An 18430-nucleotide genomic window follows, 5' to 3' on the forward strand; every position below is an offset into this window, starting at 1 on the left:
CTTCCCTTGCGATCCAGGCTTTGGTCAGCATCGCATTAGTCCCGCTTGATGAACCTCGCATGTCGTTTTTGTGTAAGTCCTGTCACAATTCTCCGCCCCTATATCGGGGGTTTAACCGTGGTAACGGGACAGGAAATCTTCCGCGTTCAGGTTGCGGAAATCCTGGAGTGCCTGGCGCAGCCGGTCGTGCTCCCAGTCCCACCACGCAAGCCTGTCCATCCGTTCGCCGACCTCTCTTGGAAAGCGCTCGCGGATGAGTTTGGCCGGTACGCCGCCGACGATCGCATAGGGCGCGACGTCCTTAGACACGACGGCGCCGGCTCCGATCACCGCGCCGTTGCCGACGTTGACGCCGGGCAGGATCGTCGCCCCGTGGCCTATCCAGACGTCGTTGCCGATCGTCACGCGGTTTGCCCGCCGCCAGGCGAAGAAGTCCGTCTCCATGTCGCCGTCCGGCCAGTAGTCGGCGGCGCGATAGGTAAAATGATGCAGCGTCGCGCGCCAGGTCGGATGGTTGGTGGCGTTGATGCGCACGGCGGCGGCGATATTGACGAATTTGCCGATCGTCGCACACCAGACGGAACCATCCTGCATGATGTAGGAATAGTCGCCGAACGTGGCCTCGCTGATGCGGCAGCGTTCGGAAACCTCGGTATAGCGCCCGAAGGTGGAATCGCTGACGGTTGCCGTCTCATGAAAATAGGGCTCGATACCCAGCTTGCGGCTCATGCGGCGATCTTTCTGGGTGAGAATTGCTGGACGTCGAGGATGCGGTCGGCGACGGCTTCGCGCACTTCTTCGTCGTGGAAGATGCCGAGAAGGGCCACACCCGCCTTCTTCTTTTCCGCGATCATGCCGACGACGACGGCGCGGTTCCTGGCGTCGAGCGAGGCTGTGGGTTCGTCGAGAAGCAGGATCGTATGCTCAGTGATGAAACCGCGCGCGATGTTGACGCGTTGCTGCTCGCCGCCGGAGAAGGTGGCGGGCGGAAGCTGCCAGAGCGTTTCCGGCAGATTGAGCCTGGCGAGCAGGGCGCCCGCCTTTTCCCGTGCCGTGACGGCGTCCTCACCGCGTGCCACCAGCGGTTCGGCAACCACGTCGATCGCCGCGACGCGCGGCACGGTGCGCAGGAACTGGCTGACATAGCCGAGCGTATTGCGGCGGACGTTGAGCACGGTGCGCGGATCGGTGGAGGCGAGATCGACGATGCGTCCGTCGTGGCGGATGAGGATCTGGCCGGTGTCGACGGCATAATTGCCGTAGATCATCTTGAGCAGCGAGCTCTTGCCGATGCCCGATGGGCCACCGAGCACGACGCATTCGCCCGATGCGACCGAGAAGGCGACATCGGAGACGACGGGCAACTTGATGCCATCGCGCAGATGCATGGTGAAGCTCTTCGAGACTTCGGAAACGACGAGGGGCGTTGCCATGATTTCTTCTTCCTTGGTTTTGGGCCTCAGACTTGCAGGATCGAGGAGACGAGCAGCTGCGTATAGGGTTCGCGCGGGTCGTCGAGCACGCGGTCGGTGAGCCCGTGTTCGATGACGTAGCCGTCCTTCATCACCATCATCCGGTGCGAAAGCAGGCGGGCGACGGCGAGATCGTGGGTGACGATGATGGCCGAGAGGCCGAGATCGTTGACGAGGCCGCGCACGAGATCGAGCAGGCGCGCCTGCACCGAGACGTCGAGGCCGCCGGTCGGCTCGTCCATGAAGACGAGGCGCGGGCCGGTGACGAGGTTGCGGGCGATCTGCAATCGCTGGCGCATGCCGCCGGAAAAGGCGCGCGGCTGGTCGTCGATGCGGTCGGCGTCGATCTCGACGCGTTCGAGCCAGTCGATCGCTGAAGCGCGGATCTTGCCGTAATGCCGGTCGCCGATCGCCATCAACCGTTCGCCGACATTGGCGCCGGCAGAAACGGTCATGCGCAGGCCGTCTGCCGGGTTCTGATGCACGAAGCCCCAGTCGGTGCGCATCAGGAAACGTCGCTCGGCCTCGTTCATGCGGTAGAGATCGCGGTAGCTGCCGTCGCGCATGTGATATTCGACGCTGCCGGTGCTCGGCAGCAGCCGGGTGGAGAGGCAGTTGAGCAGCGTCGTCTTACCGGAGCCGGACTCGCCGACGATGGCGAGCACTTCGCCGGGCCAGAGCTCGAAGGAGACGTCGCGGCAGCCGATGCGGTTGCCGTAGAATTTTGAAACGTCGTGAACTTTGAGAAGCGGGGTATCACTCATTCTGCAGCCTCCCGGGCCAGCATCTCGCCGGCATGTCCGTGCGCGCGGCGGTCTTCGCAATGATCGGTGTCGGAGCAGACGAACATCCGCCCGCCCTTGTCGTCGAGAACCACCTCGTCGAGATAGACTTCCTCCGCACCGCAAAGGGCGCAGGGTTTATCGAAACGCTGGATATCGAAGGGATAATCCTCGAAATCCAGGCTGACGACGTCGGTATAGGGCGGAACCGCATAGATGCGTTTCTCGCGCCCGGCGCCGAAGAGCTGCAGCGCATCCGACATATGCATCTTCGGATTGTCGAATTTCGGCGTCGGCGACGGGTCCATGACATAGCGGCCGTGGACCTTCACCGGATAGGCGTAAGTCCGTGAGATGCGGCCGTTATGGGCGATATCCTCGTACAGCTTCACATGCATGAGGCCGTATTCTTCGAGAGCGTGCATCTTGCGCGTCTCGGTTTCGCGCGGCTCGAGGAAGCGCAGCGGCTCGGGGATCGGCACCTGGTAGACGAGCACCTGCCCGACCCCGAGCTTTTCTTCGGGAATGCGGTGGCGCGTCTGGATGATCGTCGCATCCTTGGTATGCGTCGTCACCGCGACATTGGCGACCTTCTGGAAGAAGGCGCGGATGGAAACGGCGTTGGTCGTGTCGTCGGCGCCCTGGTCGATGACCTTCAGCACGTCATCGGGTCCGATGATCGAGGCCGTCACCTGCACGCCGCCGGTGCCCCAGCCATAGGGCATCGGCATTTCGCGCGAGGCGAAGGGCACCTGGTAACCCGGAATGGCGATCGCCTTCAGGATGGCGCGGCGGATCATCCGCTTGGTCTGTTCGTCGAGATAGGCGAAGTTGTAGCTGGCCAGATCGGTCATTCGGCGGCTTCCTTCATGTCTTCGCCACCGTTGCGGGCGGCTTCGAATTCGCGGCGCATACGGCGGACGAGATCGAGTTCGGCCTGGAAGTCCACATAATGCGGAAGCTTCAGGTGCTCGACGAAGCCCGTCGCCTGGACGTTGTCGGAGTGCGAGATAACGAATTCCTCATCCTGTGCCGGTGCGGTGATATCCTCGCCGAGCTCTTCGGCGCGAAGCGCCCGGTCGACCAGCGACATCGCCATCGCCTTGCGCTCGCTCTGGCCGAAGACCAGGCCGTAGCCGCGGGTGAATTGCGGCGGCGCCTTGGCCGAACCCTTGAACTGGTTGACCATCTGGCATTCGGTGATCTGGATCGTGCCGAGCGAGACGGCGAAACCGAGTTCCGGCACGTCGAATTCCACCTCGACGTCGCCGATGCGGATTTCACCGGTGAAGGGGTGGTTGCGGCCGTAGCCGCGCTGGGTGGAATAACCGAGCGCCAGCAGGAAGCCCTCGTCGCCGCGGGCAAGCGCCTGCAGGCGCAGATCGCGGGTCATCGGGAATTCCATCGGCTCGCGGGTCAAGTCGCCGATCTCGTGGTCTTCCGGCATGTCGCCGTCGGCCTCGATCAGGCCTTCCTCGCCGAGGATCTCGGAGACGCGCATGACGCGGCCGGTCTCGGCGGCGCGCTGAGCGGGCGTCTCGACCGCCTCGTCCGAAAGTAGCGAGGGATCGAGCAGGCGGTGGGTATAGTCGAAGGTAGGCCCAAGAAGCTGGCCGCCCGGCAGATCCTTGTAGGTCGCCGAGATGCGGCGTTCGATCGTCATATCAGCCGTGTCGAGCGGCTTCGAATAGCCGAAACGCGGCAGCGTCGTTCGGTAGGCGCGCAGCAGGAAGATCGCCTCGATCATGTCACCGCGCGATTGGCGGATGGCAAGGGCTGCGAGCGTGCGATCGAAAAGCGAGGCCTCGGCCATGACACGGTCGACGGCGAGCGCCAGCTGCGCCACGATCTGTTCGATGCCGATCGCCGGCAGCGAACGGTCGCCGCGGCGGCGGTCGGCGAGCAGGCGGTGGGCATTGGCGATGGCGGCCTCGCCACCCTTGACGGCAACATACATGAGCTCAGATCTCCGTTGCTGTGATCTTGGTGGTGCGCGGCAGGCAGAGGAAACGTCTGCCCGATGTCAGCACGATGTCGACGCCGCGCGGAAAGAGCGCACGGTTCTCAGTCCAGAGCCGCAGGAAAGTCTCCGGCAGGCCGATAGGCGTCATCTCCGCTACGCTCTGGATGCCCGGACCCATCAGCGCCAGCCTGCGGCCGCCCTCAAGTTCGGCGAGCTCGATGATGAGGGTCGTCGAGCGGTCGGGATATTCCTGCGTGCCGGATGCAAAGAGGCCGAAGGAGGAAAGTGCGGTGCCGGCCTCGGTGAAGGCAAAACGCGCCTCGGCCTTTTCGCTGGTCAACGGCGCGCCGGTGTGGAAGCCGAGCCACTCCGGCACGGCCGATTTCGCCAGTCCCTGGGAAAGCCAGACGGGTGTGTCGTGGTCGCAAAGCGTCAGCGCGATCGTGCCGGCGGCGATGCCGAGCGGTGCCGGCGGAGCGACATCGGGCTGAACAGTCTGGATCGTGCCGGGGCGGGCCATACCGTCCATCAGCATCTTGAAGACGCTTTGGGCATGGAAGACCGGCTCGGCAAAGCCGCCGGTCAAAGCTTCTGTCTTCAGGCCCATCAGTTGTCTCCCCGCACCATGGTGAAGAAATCGACGCGGGTTGCCGCCGTCTCGTCCGCCTTGCGGCGTTCGGCATCGGCGATCCGCTCAGTGATCGGCAAAAGCAGGGCCTGTTCGACGAAGTCCTTCGTCGCTTCCTCCTGCCAGAGCGCGTCGAAGATCGCCGCAAGCCTGGCCTTCTCGCGGTCGGTGCCGAGCGCCTGCGCATGGCCGACCGAACCGGAGTCGAGCCGGACCGTCGCCCGCGTCACCGTCACTTCGCCAAGATTGAAGGGAGCGCCGCCGCCGCCGATGCGTCCGCGCACCATCACCAGCCCGGTCTCCGGTCCGCGCACCTGATGAGCCACAGGCTTTTCCGGCAACGCATCGAAGACCGCCAAGAGTTCGCTGCGTTCCGCGCGCGCCAGCAGATCGGCGGCGCGTTTGCGCCCGGATGCCGTCTGTGACGCAGGGGCTTTGCTGTCAGCTGATATCATCGCCGCTTCCCTTAAAATGTCTATTGATATAGACAACCATACAAGATACATTTAGCTCTAAATCGATGTCGTGACAAGCGTGTGACATCGTGAGTGTAAATGGGTGGGCAGGGGCGGAATGGCGGGATTGAAGCAGGTGCAAAGGCAAACCGGCGTGGCGCTCTGGCGCCAGATCGCCGATCGGATTCGCGAGGCGATCAGCAGCGGCGCCTATGACGAAACGGGAATGGTGCCGCCGGAAACCATGCTGGCGCTGCAATTTGGCGTCAACCGGCATACCGTGCGCAGTGCGCTGGCGGCGCTGGCGCAGGAGGGTATCGTCCGCGCGGTACAAGGTCGCGGCACGCTGATCGAGCGCAAGGAGCGGCTGAATTTCCCGATCACGCGGCGCACGCGTTTCACCGCCGGCATCGGCGATCAGGCGCGTGAAATGCGCGGCCTTCTGCTCGATGAGGCAAAGGAGGAAGCGAGTGCCGAGATCGCCCGCTGGCTGGGCCTGAAGCAAGGAGATCAGGTGATCCGCCTGGAAACGCTGCGCCAGGCAGACAAGCGGCCGGTTTCAAGGGCGACGAGCTGGTTTCCCGCCGAACGCTTTGCCGGTATCGGTGCGGCTTACCGGACGGCGGAATCGATCACCAAGGCTTTCGCCGAACTCGGCCTGCCGGATTATGTCCGGGCGACGACCGAAGTGACGGCCGCCCATGCGAGTGCAGCCGATATGGCCGACCTCGAACTCACTCCCGGCGCGATCCTGCTGATCGCCAAGGCGATGAATACCGATCTTGAAGGTGTGCCGGTGCAATATTCGATCAGCCGCTTCGCGGCCGACCGGGTACAGTTCACCATCGAGAATTGAGCGCCTTTCCCCGCCGAAGCGGGGAAAGATCAGCTGAGATCAATGTGCGCCGGACATGTCGCCGAGCACTTCCTTGGAAGCGACGGTGGAATCCGCCTTCAGCGTGTAGACCATGGGCACGCCGGTGGCGAGATTGAGGGCGAGCACGCCTTCTTTGCTCAGCTTGTCGAGCACCATCACCAGCGAGCGCAGCGAATTGCCGTGTGCGGCAACCAGCACCTTTTCGCCTCTGAGGACGCGCGGCAGGATTTCGGTGAGGTAGTAGGGCCAGACGCGGGCGCCGGTGTCGCGCAGGCTTTCACCGCCGGGAGGCGGCACGTCATAGGAACGGCGCCAGATATGCACCTGTTCCTCGCCCCACTTGGCGCGTGCATCATCCTTGTTGAGGCCGGAGAGGTCGCCGTAGTCGCGCTCGTTCAGCGCCTGGTCTCGGATCGTCTGGAGATCGGGCTGGCCGACCTTGTCGAGGATGAGCTTCAGCGTGTGCTGCGCGCGCACCAGCACCGAGGTATAGGCGACGTCGAATTTAATCCCGTATTCGGCGAGCGCAGCCCCGCCTGCATTAGCTTCCTGGACGCCGAGCTCGGTCAGATCGGGATCCTTCCAGCCGGTGAAGAGATTCTTCAGGTTCCAGTCACTCTGGCCGTGGCGAACGAGGACGAGGGTACCGCTCATGAATATGCCTCCGTAGTATCGTTATGAGGAAGAAAGCCCGAGCACGTCGAGCATGGAATAGAGACCCGGCTTCTTGTCGCGTGCCCAAAGGGCCGCCTTGATGGCGCCACGCGCGAAGATAGAGCGGTCGGCCGCACTGTGCGATAGGGTGACGATTTCACCTTCGCCGGCAAAAAGCACGGAATGCTCGCCGATGACGGAGCCGCCGCGCAGCGTCGCAAAGCCGATCGTGCCCGCTTCACGGGCGCCGGTATGGCCGTCGCGCACCCGGACCGACTTCGCGGCCAGATCGATGCTGCGCCCCTTTGCCGCGGCCTCGCCGAACAGAAGGGCGGTGCCGGAAGGCGCATCCACCTTGTGCTTGTGGTGCATTTCCAGGATCTCGATATCCCAGTCATCAGGATCGAGCGCACGCGCTGCCTGCTCTGCGAGCACGCTGAGCAGATTGACCCCGAGGCTCATATTGCCCGACTTGACGATGCGGGCATGGCGGGCCGCTGCGGCGATCTTGGCATTGTCGTCGGGTAAACAGCCCGTCGTGCCAATGACATGGACGATGCGGGCCTGCGCGGCGAGGCCTGAGAATTCTACTGTTGCAGCGGGCGAGGTGAAGTCGAGCACGCCTTCGGCATCGAGAAAGGCATTGAGCGGATCGTCGCCGATGATGACGCCGGTCGGGCCGAGACCGGCGATCTCGCCGGCATCCTTGCCGACGAAGGGCGAGCCGGCACGCTCGACCGCGGCATGTAGCGTGACACGTTCGATGGAATGGATGAGCCGGATCAGCGTCTGCCCCATGCGTCCGGCTGCGCCAACTACCACCAGTTTCATCGCAGCATCGCTCATGTCAGTCTCGCCAGGTCAGTTTGAATCGGAGGCCGAAGGCCTCTGCAGATTGTTGAGGCGAGCGTAAAGACCGTCGCTGACCTTCGCAAGCGTCTCGTGATTGCCTTCCTCGACGACGCGGCCCTGCTGCATGACGACGATCTTGTCGGCGCGCACCACGGTCGAAAGCCGGTGGGCGATGACGACGACGGTGCGTCCGCTCATCGCTTCGTCGAGCGCCTTCTGCACGGCTGCTTCGGATTCGGTGTCGAGGGCCGAGGTCGCCTCGTCGAGAAGCAGGATCGGCGCATTGCGCACCAGGGCGCGTGCGATCGACAGCCGCTGGCGCTGGCCGCCGGAAAGCGTCACGCCGTTTTCGCCGACCGCCGTCTCGTAACCCTGCGGCTGTGCTGAGATGAAGTCATGCGCATAGGCAAGCCGCGCCGCTTCTTCCACCTCGGCATCGGTCGCTTCCGGCCGGCCATAGCGGATATTGTCGCGGATCGTGCCCTCGAACAGGTAGGGCTGCTGCGAGACATAGGCGAGCTGCTGGCGCAGCGACTTCTTGGTGATGTGGGCGATGTCCTGCCCGTCGATGAGGATCTCGCCCTCGCGCGGATCGTAGAAGCGCGGAATGAGGCTGATGACGGTGGATTTGCCGGCGCCGGAGGGACCGACAAGTGCGGTGGTCGCACCGCCCTCGGCGATGAAACTGACGCCGCTGAGCACGCTCTCATTGCCGTAGGCGAAGGACACATTGCGGAATTCGATCCTTGCCTGCGTCACCGTCAGCGGCCGGGCATCCGGCAGGTCGCGCTGGCGCGGTTCCATGTCGAGCAATTCATAGATCATCCGCGCATTGACGACGGCGCGCTCCATCTGCACCTGCAGGCGGGCAAGCCGGCGGGCCGGATCATAGGCAAGCAGCAGCGCCGTGACGAAGGAGAAGAAGGCGCCTGGCGGCACATTGTTATAGATCGAGCGGTAGGCGGCATAGGCAAGCACGCTGGCGACGGCAAAGCCCGCGAAACTTTCCGTCAGAGGAGAAGTGCGTTCGGAAAGCCGGGCAATCCGGTTCGCCCGGCTTTCGGCGCCCTTGATGAGTTTGTTGACCTTGCCTTCCAGTTCTTCTTCCATCGTGAAGGCTTTCACGATGGCGATACCCTGGATCGTTTCCTGCATGGCGCCGAGAACGTGGCTGTTCAGATGCACGGCCTCGCGCGTCGCCGAGCGCAGCCGCTTGGAAACATAACGCAGCGCATAAAGCAGCGGCGGGGCCATGATGAACACGGCAAGGCTGAGCAGCGGATCCTGGAGGATCATCACGGCGAGCAGCGAAACGAAGGTCAGCAGGTCGCGCACTGTCGAGGTGATCGTCAGGTTGAGCACGTCGCGGATGCCGCTGACGTTCTGGCTCACCTGCGCGGCGATATGGGCAGAGCGCGCCTCGCTGAAGAAGCCGACCGAAAGCGTCATCAGATGCGCATAGAGCCGGCGCTGGTAGCGGGCGACGATATCGTTGCCGACCTTGGACAGCGCCACCGCCTGACCGTAGCTCGCAAAACCGCGCAGCACGAAGGCGATGAAGATCGAAAGACAGATGATCCAGACGACGTCGGCGCGCCGATTGGCGAAGGCCTCGTCGATGATCGCTCGCATGATCCAGGCGGTGAACGCCGTCGAAAGCGCCACCACGATGAGGCAGGCGATCGCAAAGACATAGCCCCACAGATGGTCGCGGCCGTTTTCAGCGATGATGCGCTTCAGGATGCCGGTTACGGTATCGCTGCTGACGCTCTGCGTTCTGCTTTCCGCCGCTTCCAAAAATGAGGTTTCCTGTCTCGGACCAAGCGCCCCGCGAAGGCGACGCGCACATTTGCCGGGGTCTATAAAGAGTTGGGAGCGGTTTGGCTAGAGCGCCGCGCGCCCGGATAGGACGCGCCAAGGACGCTCTATTTGCTTTGCGTGCCGGGCCTAACGGCGCCAGCGGCGGCCCTCGGTCGAGACGCCGAAATTCGCCGGCATGCGCGCATAGGAGGAAAGCCCAGCGAGCGCTGCCAGCGGATGCGTCACCACATAGGTCGGGATGGTGCGAAGCAGCGCCGTATGCGGTGCCTTGTCCTCGAAGGCGATGCGGAATTCCGGTCTCTTTAGCGCCGGGATGATCTTCTGCGAGATGCCGCCGGAGAGATAGACTCCGCCGCGCGCCATGAACACCATCGCCATGTCGCCCGCCACGCGGCCGAGATAGGTGGCAAACAGCGAGACAGTCTCGATGGCCGCCTTGTCGCTGCCGGCAAGCGCGTGCGAGGTGATGTCGGCCGGATCCTTCATCGTCGGCTGGATGCCGTCGACAATGCAGATGGCATGGTAGAGGTTGACGAGGCCGCGGCCGCAGAGGATCTGCTCGGCCGAAACGCGGCCTTCGATCGTCTCGATATGCGGGAAGATGTCATAGTCGCGCTTACTGCGCGGTCCGAGATCGACATGGCCGCCTTCGCCGGGAACCGGGATCCAGCTGTGCTGGGCATGCACGAGCCCGCCGACGCCGAGGCCGGTGCCGGGTCCGAGCACGACGCGGGAGGCGATCATGTCGCCGGTGGCGTCGCCGATGCGCTCGCGGTTTTCATCCGAAAGCGCGGCGATCGCCAGCGCCTGCGCCTCGAAATCGTTGACGACGAGCACATCCTCTATGCCGAGGCCCTCGATCATCGTCTTCGGCCGCACCACCCAGTCGCAATTGGTCAGCGGGATCTCGTCGTCGCTGATCGGGCCGGCGACGGCGAGGATCGCCGAGCGCGGCTGCACGGCGGTCTTGTCGAGAACGCCTTGCTGGATCGCTTCGTCGATCGTGGCGAAATCCGCCGTGCGCACGTTCGGAAACTGCTTCGGCTCGGCATAGGCATCGCTCAGGACGGAGAAGCGGGCATTCGTGCCGCCGATATCGCCGATCAGGATCGGGAAAGGCATCGGAGCGGTGCTGTTGTTCAGTTTTGGCATGGCCGGTTCCGTGCTGATCAGGCTTCGAGTGTGGGAAGAAGTTTTATAGCGGTCGCGTGGTTGAGCGCCATCGGAATATCATAGACGATCGCCAGCCGCATCAGCGCCTTCACGTCGACATCGTGCGGCATCGGCGTCAAAGGGTCGACGAAGAAGATCAGGGCGTCGACCTCGCCGGTCGAAATCAAGGCGCCGATCTGCTGGTCGCCGCCGTGCGGCCCGCTTTTCAGCCTGGTGACGTTGAGGTCGGGGGCAGCGTCGAGCACGCGCCCGCCGGTGGTGCCGGTGGCGACGATCTTCCAACGGGAGAGAACGTCCCTGTGGGCGCGGGCGAAATCCGCCATATCGTCTTTCTTCTGGTCATGCGCAATCAATGCAAGGCATTTGCCGCCGGCCATCAACCTCTCCGCCCGAACAATTCAATCGATTTGACCGCTTTATACCAAGAATTTCCGATTTGAAAGACAGCGCATTCGGGGTCTCCGTCCCCGGGTTTGGTCTGAAGGCGCGGTCCCATGACCTCGATCATTGTATCGCCGGCTTGTCGTTCGGAACCGGGCCGACATCGGGCAGAGCGCCATCGGCGTCGGCGGCAGGCGCTGCGGCCGGCGCGGCGGTGAGTGCGCTGGCGGCGGAAGGTCCGCCATAGGTGGCGGCCTGCATCGAGGCGGCGGAAGTAGCATCGAGCACGGCGGCGCAGGCCTTGGGCAGGTCGGAGACCATCATCTCGCGCGGCGGCTGCGGCGGCTTGGCGCCGGGCTTCGGCGGTTTCGGCGGTGCCCAGGGCGCCGGCGTGAACCACCAGGCGAGTGACTTGTCGCAGCCGTCGCCGGCAACGACCGGGGCCTGCGGCGTGCATCCCTTGGCTCCTGGCGGGCACTTGATGCGGATGTGGAAATGCGAGTCATGGCCATATTCCGGCCGGAGCTTGCCAAGATTGGTGCGGTCGCCGGTCCACGTATCGCACATCTTCTTCTTGATCGCCGGATTGACGAAGATACGCTCCACCTCGGGATAGCTTGCCGCCAGCATCAGCAGCCGCGCGTGCGACTGCGTCCACACCTTGGGGTCGACGGTCAGGAACTTGCCCTTCTGCAGCATGGTGGTGAAGGGCAGATCCTGGCGCTCCTCGGCCGTCATGCGGCGCGTGGGCATCGGCGTAAACCAGATGTCGGCATCAAGACCGATCTGGTGCGAGGCATGGCCGTTCAGCATCGGCCCACCACGCGGCTGCGCAATGTCGCCGACGAGAATGCCCGGCCAGCCGGCATATTTGACCCCGTCCTCAGAAAGACGTTCGAGCAGCGCGATCATCGCCGGATTGCCCCAGCGGCGATTGCGCGAAAGTCGCATCGCCTGCCAGGTCGGCCCATCGGTCGGCAGCGCCACCGCACCCGTCATGCAGCCCTTTGCGTAAAAACCGATCGGCTGTGCCGGTCCCTGCGTCGGCAGGCCGACGGCGCCGAATTGCCCCTTGGCGCTGCCCGGGCTCGGCGTCTTCTGCTGGGCGCCGACGTCGTCGGCGGCAAGGCTTGCGCCGATTGCGCCGGCAAGCGTCAGTTTGCCGAATGTCCTGAAAGCCTGAGCGAAGCCGAAAGCCATACTGTTCCCTTGAACCGCTGCCGAAGTGATTTGCGATCGAACCTATCGTGAAAAGCAATTTAGGTGAATCGATGTTTTGGCTGGCGGTGCGGGCAAGCGGTGGTGGCGGATTGCCGCATCGTCGGTGCCGCCGCCTACGATCCCTCGTCGACGAGTTGCGCCGCATGTTGCGAAGGCGGCTCGCAGAGGCGACGCCGTGAAAGGTCCCGATGGCTCAAAATTGCGCGCGCCCGGCAAAAGCCAAACTCTCTCCTGTTTTTCGCCGGTATTTTTCGTATTGTCGAACCCATCAATAATCAGGGGAAAGCGTGAATGGCGGCTCTGTGGTCGAAGATCGGTTTGTTTCTATCGCTTGCGGGTGCTCTGGCGCCAATGTCGGCAACGGGTCAGGACCAGCCCTTTCAGATCGGAAGCTCGGTCATCAGCGAGATGAAGTACAAGCCGGGTTTTGCGCATTTCGACCACGTCAATCCCGATGCACCAAAAGGCGGAGACCTGCGCCTCTCCGCAAGCGGCGCCTTCGACACCTTCAACCCGCTGCTTGCCAAAGGCCAGGCGGCAGTGGGCCTGACGCTCGTTTACGACACGTTGATGAAGCCCGCCGACGACGAGCTGCTCGTCTCCTACGGTCTGCTTGCCGAGGGATTGTCTTTTCCCGCGGACGTCTCGAGCGCGACCTTCCGCCTGCGCAAGGAAGCAAAATGGGCGGATGGTCAGCCGGTCACGCCGGAAGACGTCATCTTCAGTCTGGACAAGACCAAGGAATTAAATCCCCTCGCCTCGAACTATTACCACCACGTTGTCAAAGCGGAAAAGACCGGCGAGCGTGACGTCACCTTCACCTTCGATGAGAAGAACAACCGCGAACTGCCGAATATTCTCGGCCAGTTGATGGTCGTGCCGAAGCATTGGTGGGAAGCGCCCGGACCGGATGGCAAGCCGCGCGACATTTCTAAAACGACGCTGGAGCCCGTGATGGGTTCGGGGCCGTACAAGATCGCTTCCTTCTCGCCTGGCGCAACGATCCGTTATGAATTGCGTGACGACTATTGGGGCAAGGACCTCAATGTGAATGTCGGCCAGAACAATTTCCGCAACGTCAACTACACCTATTTCGGTGATCGGGATGTCGAGTTCGAGGCCTTTCGCGCTGGCAACAGCGACTACTGGCAGGAAACCACGGCTGCCCGCTGGGCGACGGGATATGATTTTCCCGCGGTGAAGGAAGGACGTGTCAAAAAAGAGGAGGTTGCAAACCCCCTGCGCGCCACCGGCATCATGCAAGCTCTCGTGCCCAACATGCGACGTGACCTCTTCAAGGACATCAGGGTCCGCGAGGCGCTGAACTACGGTCTGGATTTTGAGGAGCTGAACCGCACCGTTGCCTTTAATAGTTACAAACGCATCGACAGCTATTTCTGGAATACCGAACTCGCCTCCTCCGGCCTGCCGCAGGGTAAAGAACTGGAAATTCTGCAGGGCATGAAGGATAAGGTTCCGCCCGAAGTCTTCACCACGCCCTATACCAATCCCGTCGGCGGCGATCCGCAAAAGAGCCGCGACAACCTCCGCAAGGCGATTGCGCTTTTCAAAGAAGCCGGCTGGGAGCTCAAGGGCAATCGCATGGTCAATACCAAGACTGGCCAGCCGATGAGTTTCGAGATCCTGTTGTCTAGCCCCATGCTGGAGCGCTGGGCGGTGCCCTATGCCAACAATCTCAGGAAAATCGGCATCGATGCGCGGATCCGGACAGTCGATGCGTCGCAATCTGTCAATCGTGAACGCAGCTTCGACTACGATATGATCTGGAATGTCTGGGCGGAGACCATGAATCCGGGCAACGAACAAGCCGACTATTGGGGATCCGGTTCGGTCAATCAGCAGGGTTCCCGCAATTATGCCGGCATTGCCAACCAAGCCGTTGATGAGCTCATTCGCATGATTATCTTCGCGCCGAACCGCGGCGAGCAGATCGCAGCAATCAAGGCCATGGATCGGGTCTTGCTTGCAAATCACTACGTCATCCCGCTGTTCTACCGCGATACCTATAACATCGCCTATTGGAACACGGTCACGCATCCGGCCGAGTTTCCGGCCTACAGCCTTGGCTTCCCCGATGCCTGGTGGTCGACCTCGGCAAAATGAGCGGGCTTGCAATGCAGGGGCCCTCGGCTCCAAATGGCACGAGCGAATCACGACAAGCCGGCAGGGCCGGCAAGGGAAGGCTGACGGATTGAGCGGCATGAGACTGGACGGCAGGCAGACAGGAAAAACATTGCCGGAGGCTGAAGGCTGATGGGCGCCTATATCCTTCGCCGCCTGCTTCTGATGATCCCGACCATCGTCGGCATCATGGCGATTTCCTTCATCGTCATCCAGTTCGCGCCCGGCGGCCCCGTCGAGCAGGTGATCGCCCAATTGACCGGTCAGGCCGACAGTGCCGACCAGCGCCTGTCTGGCGGTGGCGATCTTCTCAGCGGCGGCGGCAGCGATGAAGGCTCGAAATATCGCGGTGCCCAGGGGCTCGACCCGGAACTGATCGCCAAGCTCGAAAAGCAGTTCGGCTTCGACAAGCCGCCGCTGACCCGTTTTGGCGAGATGATGTGGAATTACATCCGCTTCGATTTCGGCGAGAGTTTCTTCCGCAACACCTCCGTGCTCGAACTCGTTAAAGAAAAGCTGCCGGTGTCGATCTCGCTCGGCATCTGGATCCTGATCTTCTCCTATGCCATTTCCATCCCGCTCGGCATCCGCAAGGCGGTCAAGGACGGATCGACCTTCGACGTCTGGACGTCAGGCGTCATCGTCGTCGGCTATGCCGTCCCGAGCTTCCTGTTCGGCATTCTCCTGATCGTGCTCTTCGCCGGCGGCTCGTTCTACGACTGGTTTCCGTTGCGTGGCCTGGTCTCCGACAATTTCGACCAGCTTACCTGGTGGCAGAAGCCGCTCGACTATTTCTGGCACCTCACTCTGCCGCTGATCTCGCTTTCCCTGTCCGCCTTTGCGACGACGACGCTTTTGACCAAGAATTCCTTCATCGAGGAGATCAAGAAGCAATATGTCGTCACCGCCCGCGCCAAGGGCCTGAACCAGCGGCAGGTGCTCTATGGCCATGTCTTCCGTAACGCCATGCTGATCATCATTGCCGGTTTTCCCGGCGCCTTCATTTCCGCTTTCTTCACCGGCTCGCTGCTGATCGAAAACATCTTCTCGCTCGATGGCCTCGGCCGTCTCGGCTATCTCTCGGTCATCAACCGGGATTATCCGATCGTCTTCGCCACGCTCTACATCTTCTCGCTGCTCGGCCTCGTTGTCAGCCTGGTTTCCGACCTGATCTACACCTGGATCGATCCGCGCATCGATTTCGAGCGGAGGGATGTCTGATGGACGCCGCCGCAAATCCCGCTGTCACGACGCCCGTCAAGCCGCCGCGCAAAGGCCTGCTCTCGCCGACCAACATTCGCCGCTGGCAGAATTTCCGCGCGAACGGCCGCGGTTACTGGGCGCTGTGGCTGTTCATGGTCTTGTTTATCCTCAGCCTGTTTGCCGAGTTCCTCGCCAACGACCGGCCGATCATCGCTTCCTACAAGGGCGAGATCCTGTTCCCTGTCCTCGTCGATTATCCCGAGGAGAAGTTCGGCGGCTTCCTGGCCGAAACCGACTACCGTTCCTCGGTCATAACGGACGAGATCAATGCCAATGGCTGGATGATCTGGCCGCCGATCCGCTATTCCTACCGCTCGGTCAATTCCAACATTCCGCATTCGGCCCCCACCGCTCCCTTCTGGCTGATGACGAAGGAGGAGCGTTGCGCCGGTTATCCGCAAGGGGTGAACGATCCGGATTGCACCCTCGGCAATCTCAACTGGCTCGGCACTGACGACCAGGCGCGAGACGTGCTGGCGCGCGTTATCTACGGCTTTCGCATATCGGTGCTCTTCGGCCTGGTGCTGACCATCTGCTCGGCGGTCATCGGCGTGACGGCCGGTGCGGTGCAAGGCTATTTCGGCGGCTGGACAGATCTGCTGTTGCAGCGCTTCATCGAGATCTGGTCGTCGATGCCGGTGCTCTACATCCTGCTGATCATCGCCGCACTCCTGCCGCCCGGCTTCTTCGTGCTGCTCGGCATCATGCTGCTGTTCTCCTGGGTCGGTTTCGTCGGCATCGTGCGCGCCGAATTCCTGCGCGCCCGCAATTTCGAATATGTCCGCGCCGCCCGCGCGCTCGGCGTCAACAATCGCACCATCATGTGGCGGCACCTGCTGCCGAACGCCATGGTCGCGACGCTGACCTTCCTGCCCTTCATCCTCTCCGGCTCGATCACGACGCTGACCTCGCTCGATTTCCTCGGCTTCGGCATGCCGCCGGGCTCCCCCTCGCTCGGCGAGATGATCGCCCAGGGCAAGACCAATCTGCAGGCGCCGTGGCTCGGGCTGACGGCCTTCTTTGCCATGTCGATCATGCTTTCCCTGCTGATCTTCATCGGCGAAGCCGTGCGCGATGCCTTCGATCCGAGGAAGACGTTTCAATGAGTGACATGACAGAACCGCTGCTTTCCGTCCGCGATCTCTCGGTTGCCTTTCATCAGGGCGGCGAGACCTCGCTCGCCGTCGATCACATCTCCTTCGATATCGCCAAAGGCGAGGTCGTGGCGCTCGTCGGCGAATCCGGCTCCGGCAAGTCGGTCTCGGCCAACTCGATCCTGCGACTTTTGCCTTATCCCTCGGCAAGCCATCCCTCCGGCGAAATCCTCTTCAAGGGTAAGGACCTCTTGAAGGCGTCGGAGCGGGAACTGCGGGAAGTGCGCGGCAACGACATCACCATGATCTTCCAGGAGCCGATGACCTCGCTCAATCCGCTTCATACGATCGAGAAGCAGATCGCCGAGATCCTCGCCCTGCATCAGGGCCTTACCGGTCAGCCGGCGCGTGAGCGCGTGCTGGAATTGCTGAACCAGGTCGGCATCCGCGAGCCGGAGAGGCGGTTGAAGGCCTATCCGCATGAACTGTCAGGCGGCCAGCGCCAGCGCGTCATGATCGCCATGGCGCTCGCCAACCGGCCGGAATTGCTGATCGCCGACGAGCCGACCACCGCCCTCGACGTCACCGTGCAGGCGCAGATCCTCGAATTGCTCCGGCAGTTAAAAGCCGTCCACGGCATGTCGATGCTGTTCATCACTCATGATCTCGGCATCGTCCGCAAATTCGCTGATCGCGTCTGCGTCATGACCAAGGGCAGGATCGTCGAAACCGGCACCGTCGAGGACGTCTTCGCCAATCCGAAGCATGACTATACCCGGCATCTCCTTGCCTCCGAACCGCGCGGCGAGCCGCCGCTCGCCGATCCGTCGAAACCGATGGTGATGGAAGGTTCGGATATCCGTGTCTGGTTCCCGATCAAGGCTGGGCTGATGCGCCGTGTCGTCGATCACGTCAAGGCGGTCGACGGCATCGATCTTTCGCTGCGCGCCGGCCAGACGCTCGGCGTCGTCGGCGAATCCGGCTCGGGCAAGACCACGCTCGGCCTGGCGCTCACCCGGCTGATTTCCTCGCAAGGGCGGATCGCCTTCGTCGGCAAGGACATAGCTGGCTATTCATTCAATGAGATGCGGCCGTTGCGCAACCAGCTGCAGGTCGTCTTCCAGGATCCCTACGGATCGCTCAGCCCCCGCATGTCGGTCGGCGATATCGTCGCCGAGGGGCTGAAAGTGCATGAGCGCTCCCTGACTGCAGAAGAACGCGACCAGCGTGTCTGCTGGGCGCTGGAGGAGGTGGGTCTCGATCCGCTGACCCGCTGGCGTTATCCACACGAATTCTCCGGCGGCCAGCGCCAGCGCATTGCCATCGCCCGGGCCATGGTGCTGAAGCCGCGCTTCGTCATGCTCGACGAGCCGACCTCCGCGCTCGACATGAGCGTCCAGGCGCAGGTGGTCGATCTCCTGCGCGATCTGCAGAAGAAGCACGACCTTGCCTATCTCTTCATCAGCCACGACCTGAAAGTGGTGAAGGCGCTCGCCAACGACGTCATCGTCATGCGGTTCGGCAAGGTGGTGGAGCAGGGCCCGTCAGCGGACATCTTCCGCGCGCCGAAGGACGATTACACCAGGGCGCTGATGGCCGCCGCTTTCAACATCGAGGCGGTGCCGACGCTCGCCGTGCAGCAGTAAAGAAGA

At 62.6% G+C, this 18430-nt stretch carries 18 protein-coding genes; 5 read left to right on the plus strand and 13 right to left on the minus strand.

Annotation, left to right across the window (positions count from 1 at the left end; genetic code table 11):
* Positions 1-111: 111 nt before the first annotated feature.
* The 7 genes from AC25BC_RS22470 to phnG are packed head-to-tail and all read right to left on the minus strand — an operon-like array spanning position 112 to position 5300.
* A complete protein-coding gene (locus tag AC25BC_RS22470; RefSeq protein ID WP_012759689.1) occupies positions 112-729 on the minus strand; it encodes a DapH/DapD/GlmU-related protein in 618 nt (205 codons plus the stop codon).
* Positions 726-1433, minus strand: coding sequence for a phosphonate C-P lyase system protein PhnL (gene phnL, locus AC25BC_RS22475; RefSeq protein ID WP_003544411.1), 708 nt, complete (start codon positions 1431-1433; stop codon positions 726-728). The genes AC25BC_RS22470 and phnL overlap by 4 nt, the downstream gene beginning before the upstream one ends.
* Positions 1434-1459: 26 nt before the next feature.
* A complete protein-coding gene (gene phnK / locus AC25BC_RS22480; RefSeq protein WP_003544413.1) occupies positions 1460-2236 on the minus strand; it encodes a phosphonate C-P lyase system protein PhnK in 777 nt (258 codons plus the stop codon).
* On the minus strand, positions 2233-3108 hold the full coding sequence (locus AC25BC_RS22485; protein WP_012759691.1) for an alpha-D-ribose 1-methylphosphonate 5-phosphate C-P-lyase PhnJ: 876 nt from the start codon (positions 3106-3108) through the stop codon (positions 2233-2235). The genes phnK and AC25BC_RS22485 overlap by 4 nt, the downstream gene beginning before the upstream one ends.
* A complete protein-coding gene (locus AC25BC_RS22490) occupies positions 3105-4211 on the minus strand; it encodes a carbon-phosphorus lyase complex subunit (RefSeq protein WP_012759692.1) in 1107 nt (368 codons plus the stop codon). The genes AC25BC_RS22485 and AC25BC_RS22490 overlap by 4 nt, the downstream gene beginning before the upstream one ends.
* 4 nt (positions 4212-4215) lie before the next feature.
* Complete coding sequence (gene phnH / locus AC25BC_RS22495; RefSeq protein WP_012759693.1) at positions 4216-4824, minus strand: phosphonate C-P lyase system protein PhnH; 609 nt, start codon at positions 4822-4824, stop codon at positions 4216-4218.
* On the minus strand, positions 4824-5300 hold the full coding sequence (gene phnG / locus AC25BC_RS22500; protein WP_012759694.1) for a phosphonate C-P lyase system protein PhnG: 477 nt from the start codon (positions 5298-5300) through the stop codon (positions 4824-4826). The genes phnH and phnG overlap by 1 nt, the downstream gene beginning before the upstream one ends.
* A gap of 118 nt (positions 5301-5418) precedes the next feature.
* Between phnG and phnF the strand changes: the two genes are divergently transcribed.
* Complete coding sequence (gene phnF / locus AC25BC_RS22505; RefSeq protein ID WP_012759695.1) at positions 5419-6156, plus strand: phosphonate metabolism transcriptional regulator PhnF; 738 nt, start codon at positions 5419-5421, stop codon at positions 6154-6156.
* A 39-nt stretch (positions 6157-6195) separates the two neighbouring features.
* Here the strand turns inward: phnF and AC25BC_RS22510 are convergent, their stop codons facing one another.
* The 6 genes from AC25BC_RS22510 to mepA form a co-directional block, all read right to left on the minus strand.
* Complete coding sequence (locus tag AC25BC_RS22510; RefSeq protein WP_012759696.1) at positions 6196-6831, minus strand: 2,3-bisphosphoglycerate-dependent phosphoglycerate mutase; 636 nt, start codon at positions 6829-6831, stop codon at positions 6196-6198.
* A gap of 21 nt (positions 6832-6852) precedes the next feature.
* The gene (dapB, locus tag AC25BC_RS22515) at positions 6853-7677 is read right to left on the minus strand and encodes a 4-hydroxy-tetrahydrodipicolinate reductase (protein WP_017995692.1); all 825 of its coding nucleotides are present in this window, start codon (positions 7675-7677) and stop codon (positions 6853-6855) included.
* A 15-nt stretch (positions 7678-7692) separates the two neighbouring features.
* Complete coding sequence (locus AC25BC_RS22520) at positions 7693-9480, minus strand: ABC transporter ATP-binding protein (protein WP_113546588.1); 1788 nt, start codon at positions 9478-9480, stop codon at positions 7693-7695.
* 150 nt (positions 9481-9630) lie between these two features.
* A complete protein-coding gene (locus AC25BC_RS22525; protein ID WP_017995694.1) occupies positions 9631-10656 on the minus strand; it encodes a glucokinase in 1026 nt (341 codons plus the stop codon).
* A 17-nt stretch (positions 10657-10673) separates the two neighbouring features.
* Positions 10674-11054 (minus strand): methylglyoxal synthase, encoded by a 381-nt coding sequence (locus AC25BC_RS22530; protein WP_017995695.1) that lies wholly within the window; start codon positions 11052-11054, stop codon positions 10674-10676.
* A 127-nt stretch (positions 11055-11181) separates the two neighbouring features.
* Positions 11182-12258, minus strand: a complete 1077-nt coding sequence (gene mepA, locus AC25BC_RS22535) for a penicillin-insensitive murein endopeptidase (RefSeq protein WP_017995696.1) — start codon at positions 12256-12258, stop codon at positions 11182-11184.
* Positions 12259-12570: 312 nt separating this feature from the next.
* On the opposite strand from mepA, the gene AC25BC_RS22540 reads away from it, so the two are divergent.
* The 4 genes from AC25BC_RS22540 (at position 12571) to AC25BC_RS22555 (ending at position 18424) form a co-directional block, all read left to right on the plus strand.
* The gene (locus AC25BC_RS22540; RefSeq protein ID WP_017995697.1) at positions 12571-14403 is read left to right on the plus strand and encodes an extracellular solute-binding protein; all 1833 of its coding nucleotides are present in this window, start codon (positions 12571-12573) and stop codon (positions 14401-14403) included.
* 150 nt (positions 14404-14553) lie between these two features.
* Positions 14554-15642, plus strand: a complete 1089-nt coding sequence (locus AC25BC_RS22545) for a microcin C ABC transporter permease YejB (protein WP_017995698.1) — start codon at positions 14554-14556, stop codon at positions 15640-15642.
* Positions 15642-16790, plus strand: a complete 1149-nt coding sequence (locus AC25BC_RS22550; protein WP_012759704.1) for an ABC transporter permease — start codon at positions 15642-15644, stop codon at positions 16788-16790. The genes AC25BC_RS22545 and AC25BC_RS22550 overlap by 1 nt, the downstream gene beginning before the upstream one ends.
* On the plus strand, positions 16787-18424 hold the full coding sequence (locus AC25BC_RS22555) for an ABC transporter ATP-binding protein (protein ID WP_017995699.1): 1638 nt from the start codon (positions 16787-16789) through the stop codon (positions 18422-18424). The genes AC25BC_RS22550 and AC25BC_RS22555 overlap by 4 nt, the downstream gene beginning before the upstream one ends.
* Positions 18425-18430: the final 6 nt, after the last annotated feature.

This window comes from Rhizobium sp. WSM409, from assembly GCF_057653825.1.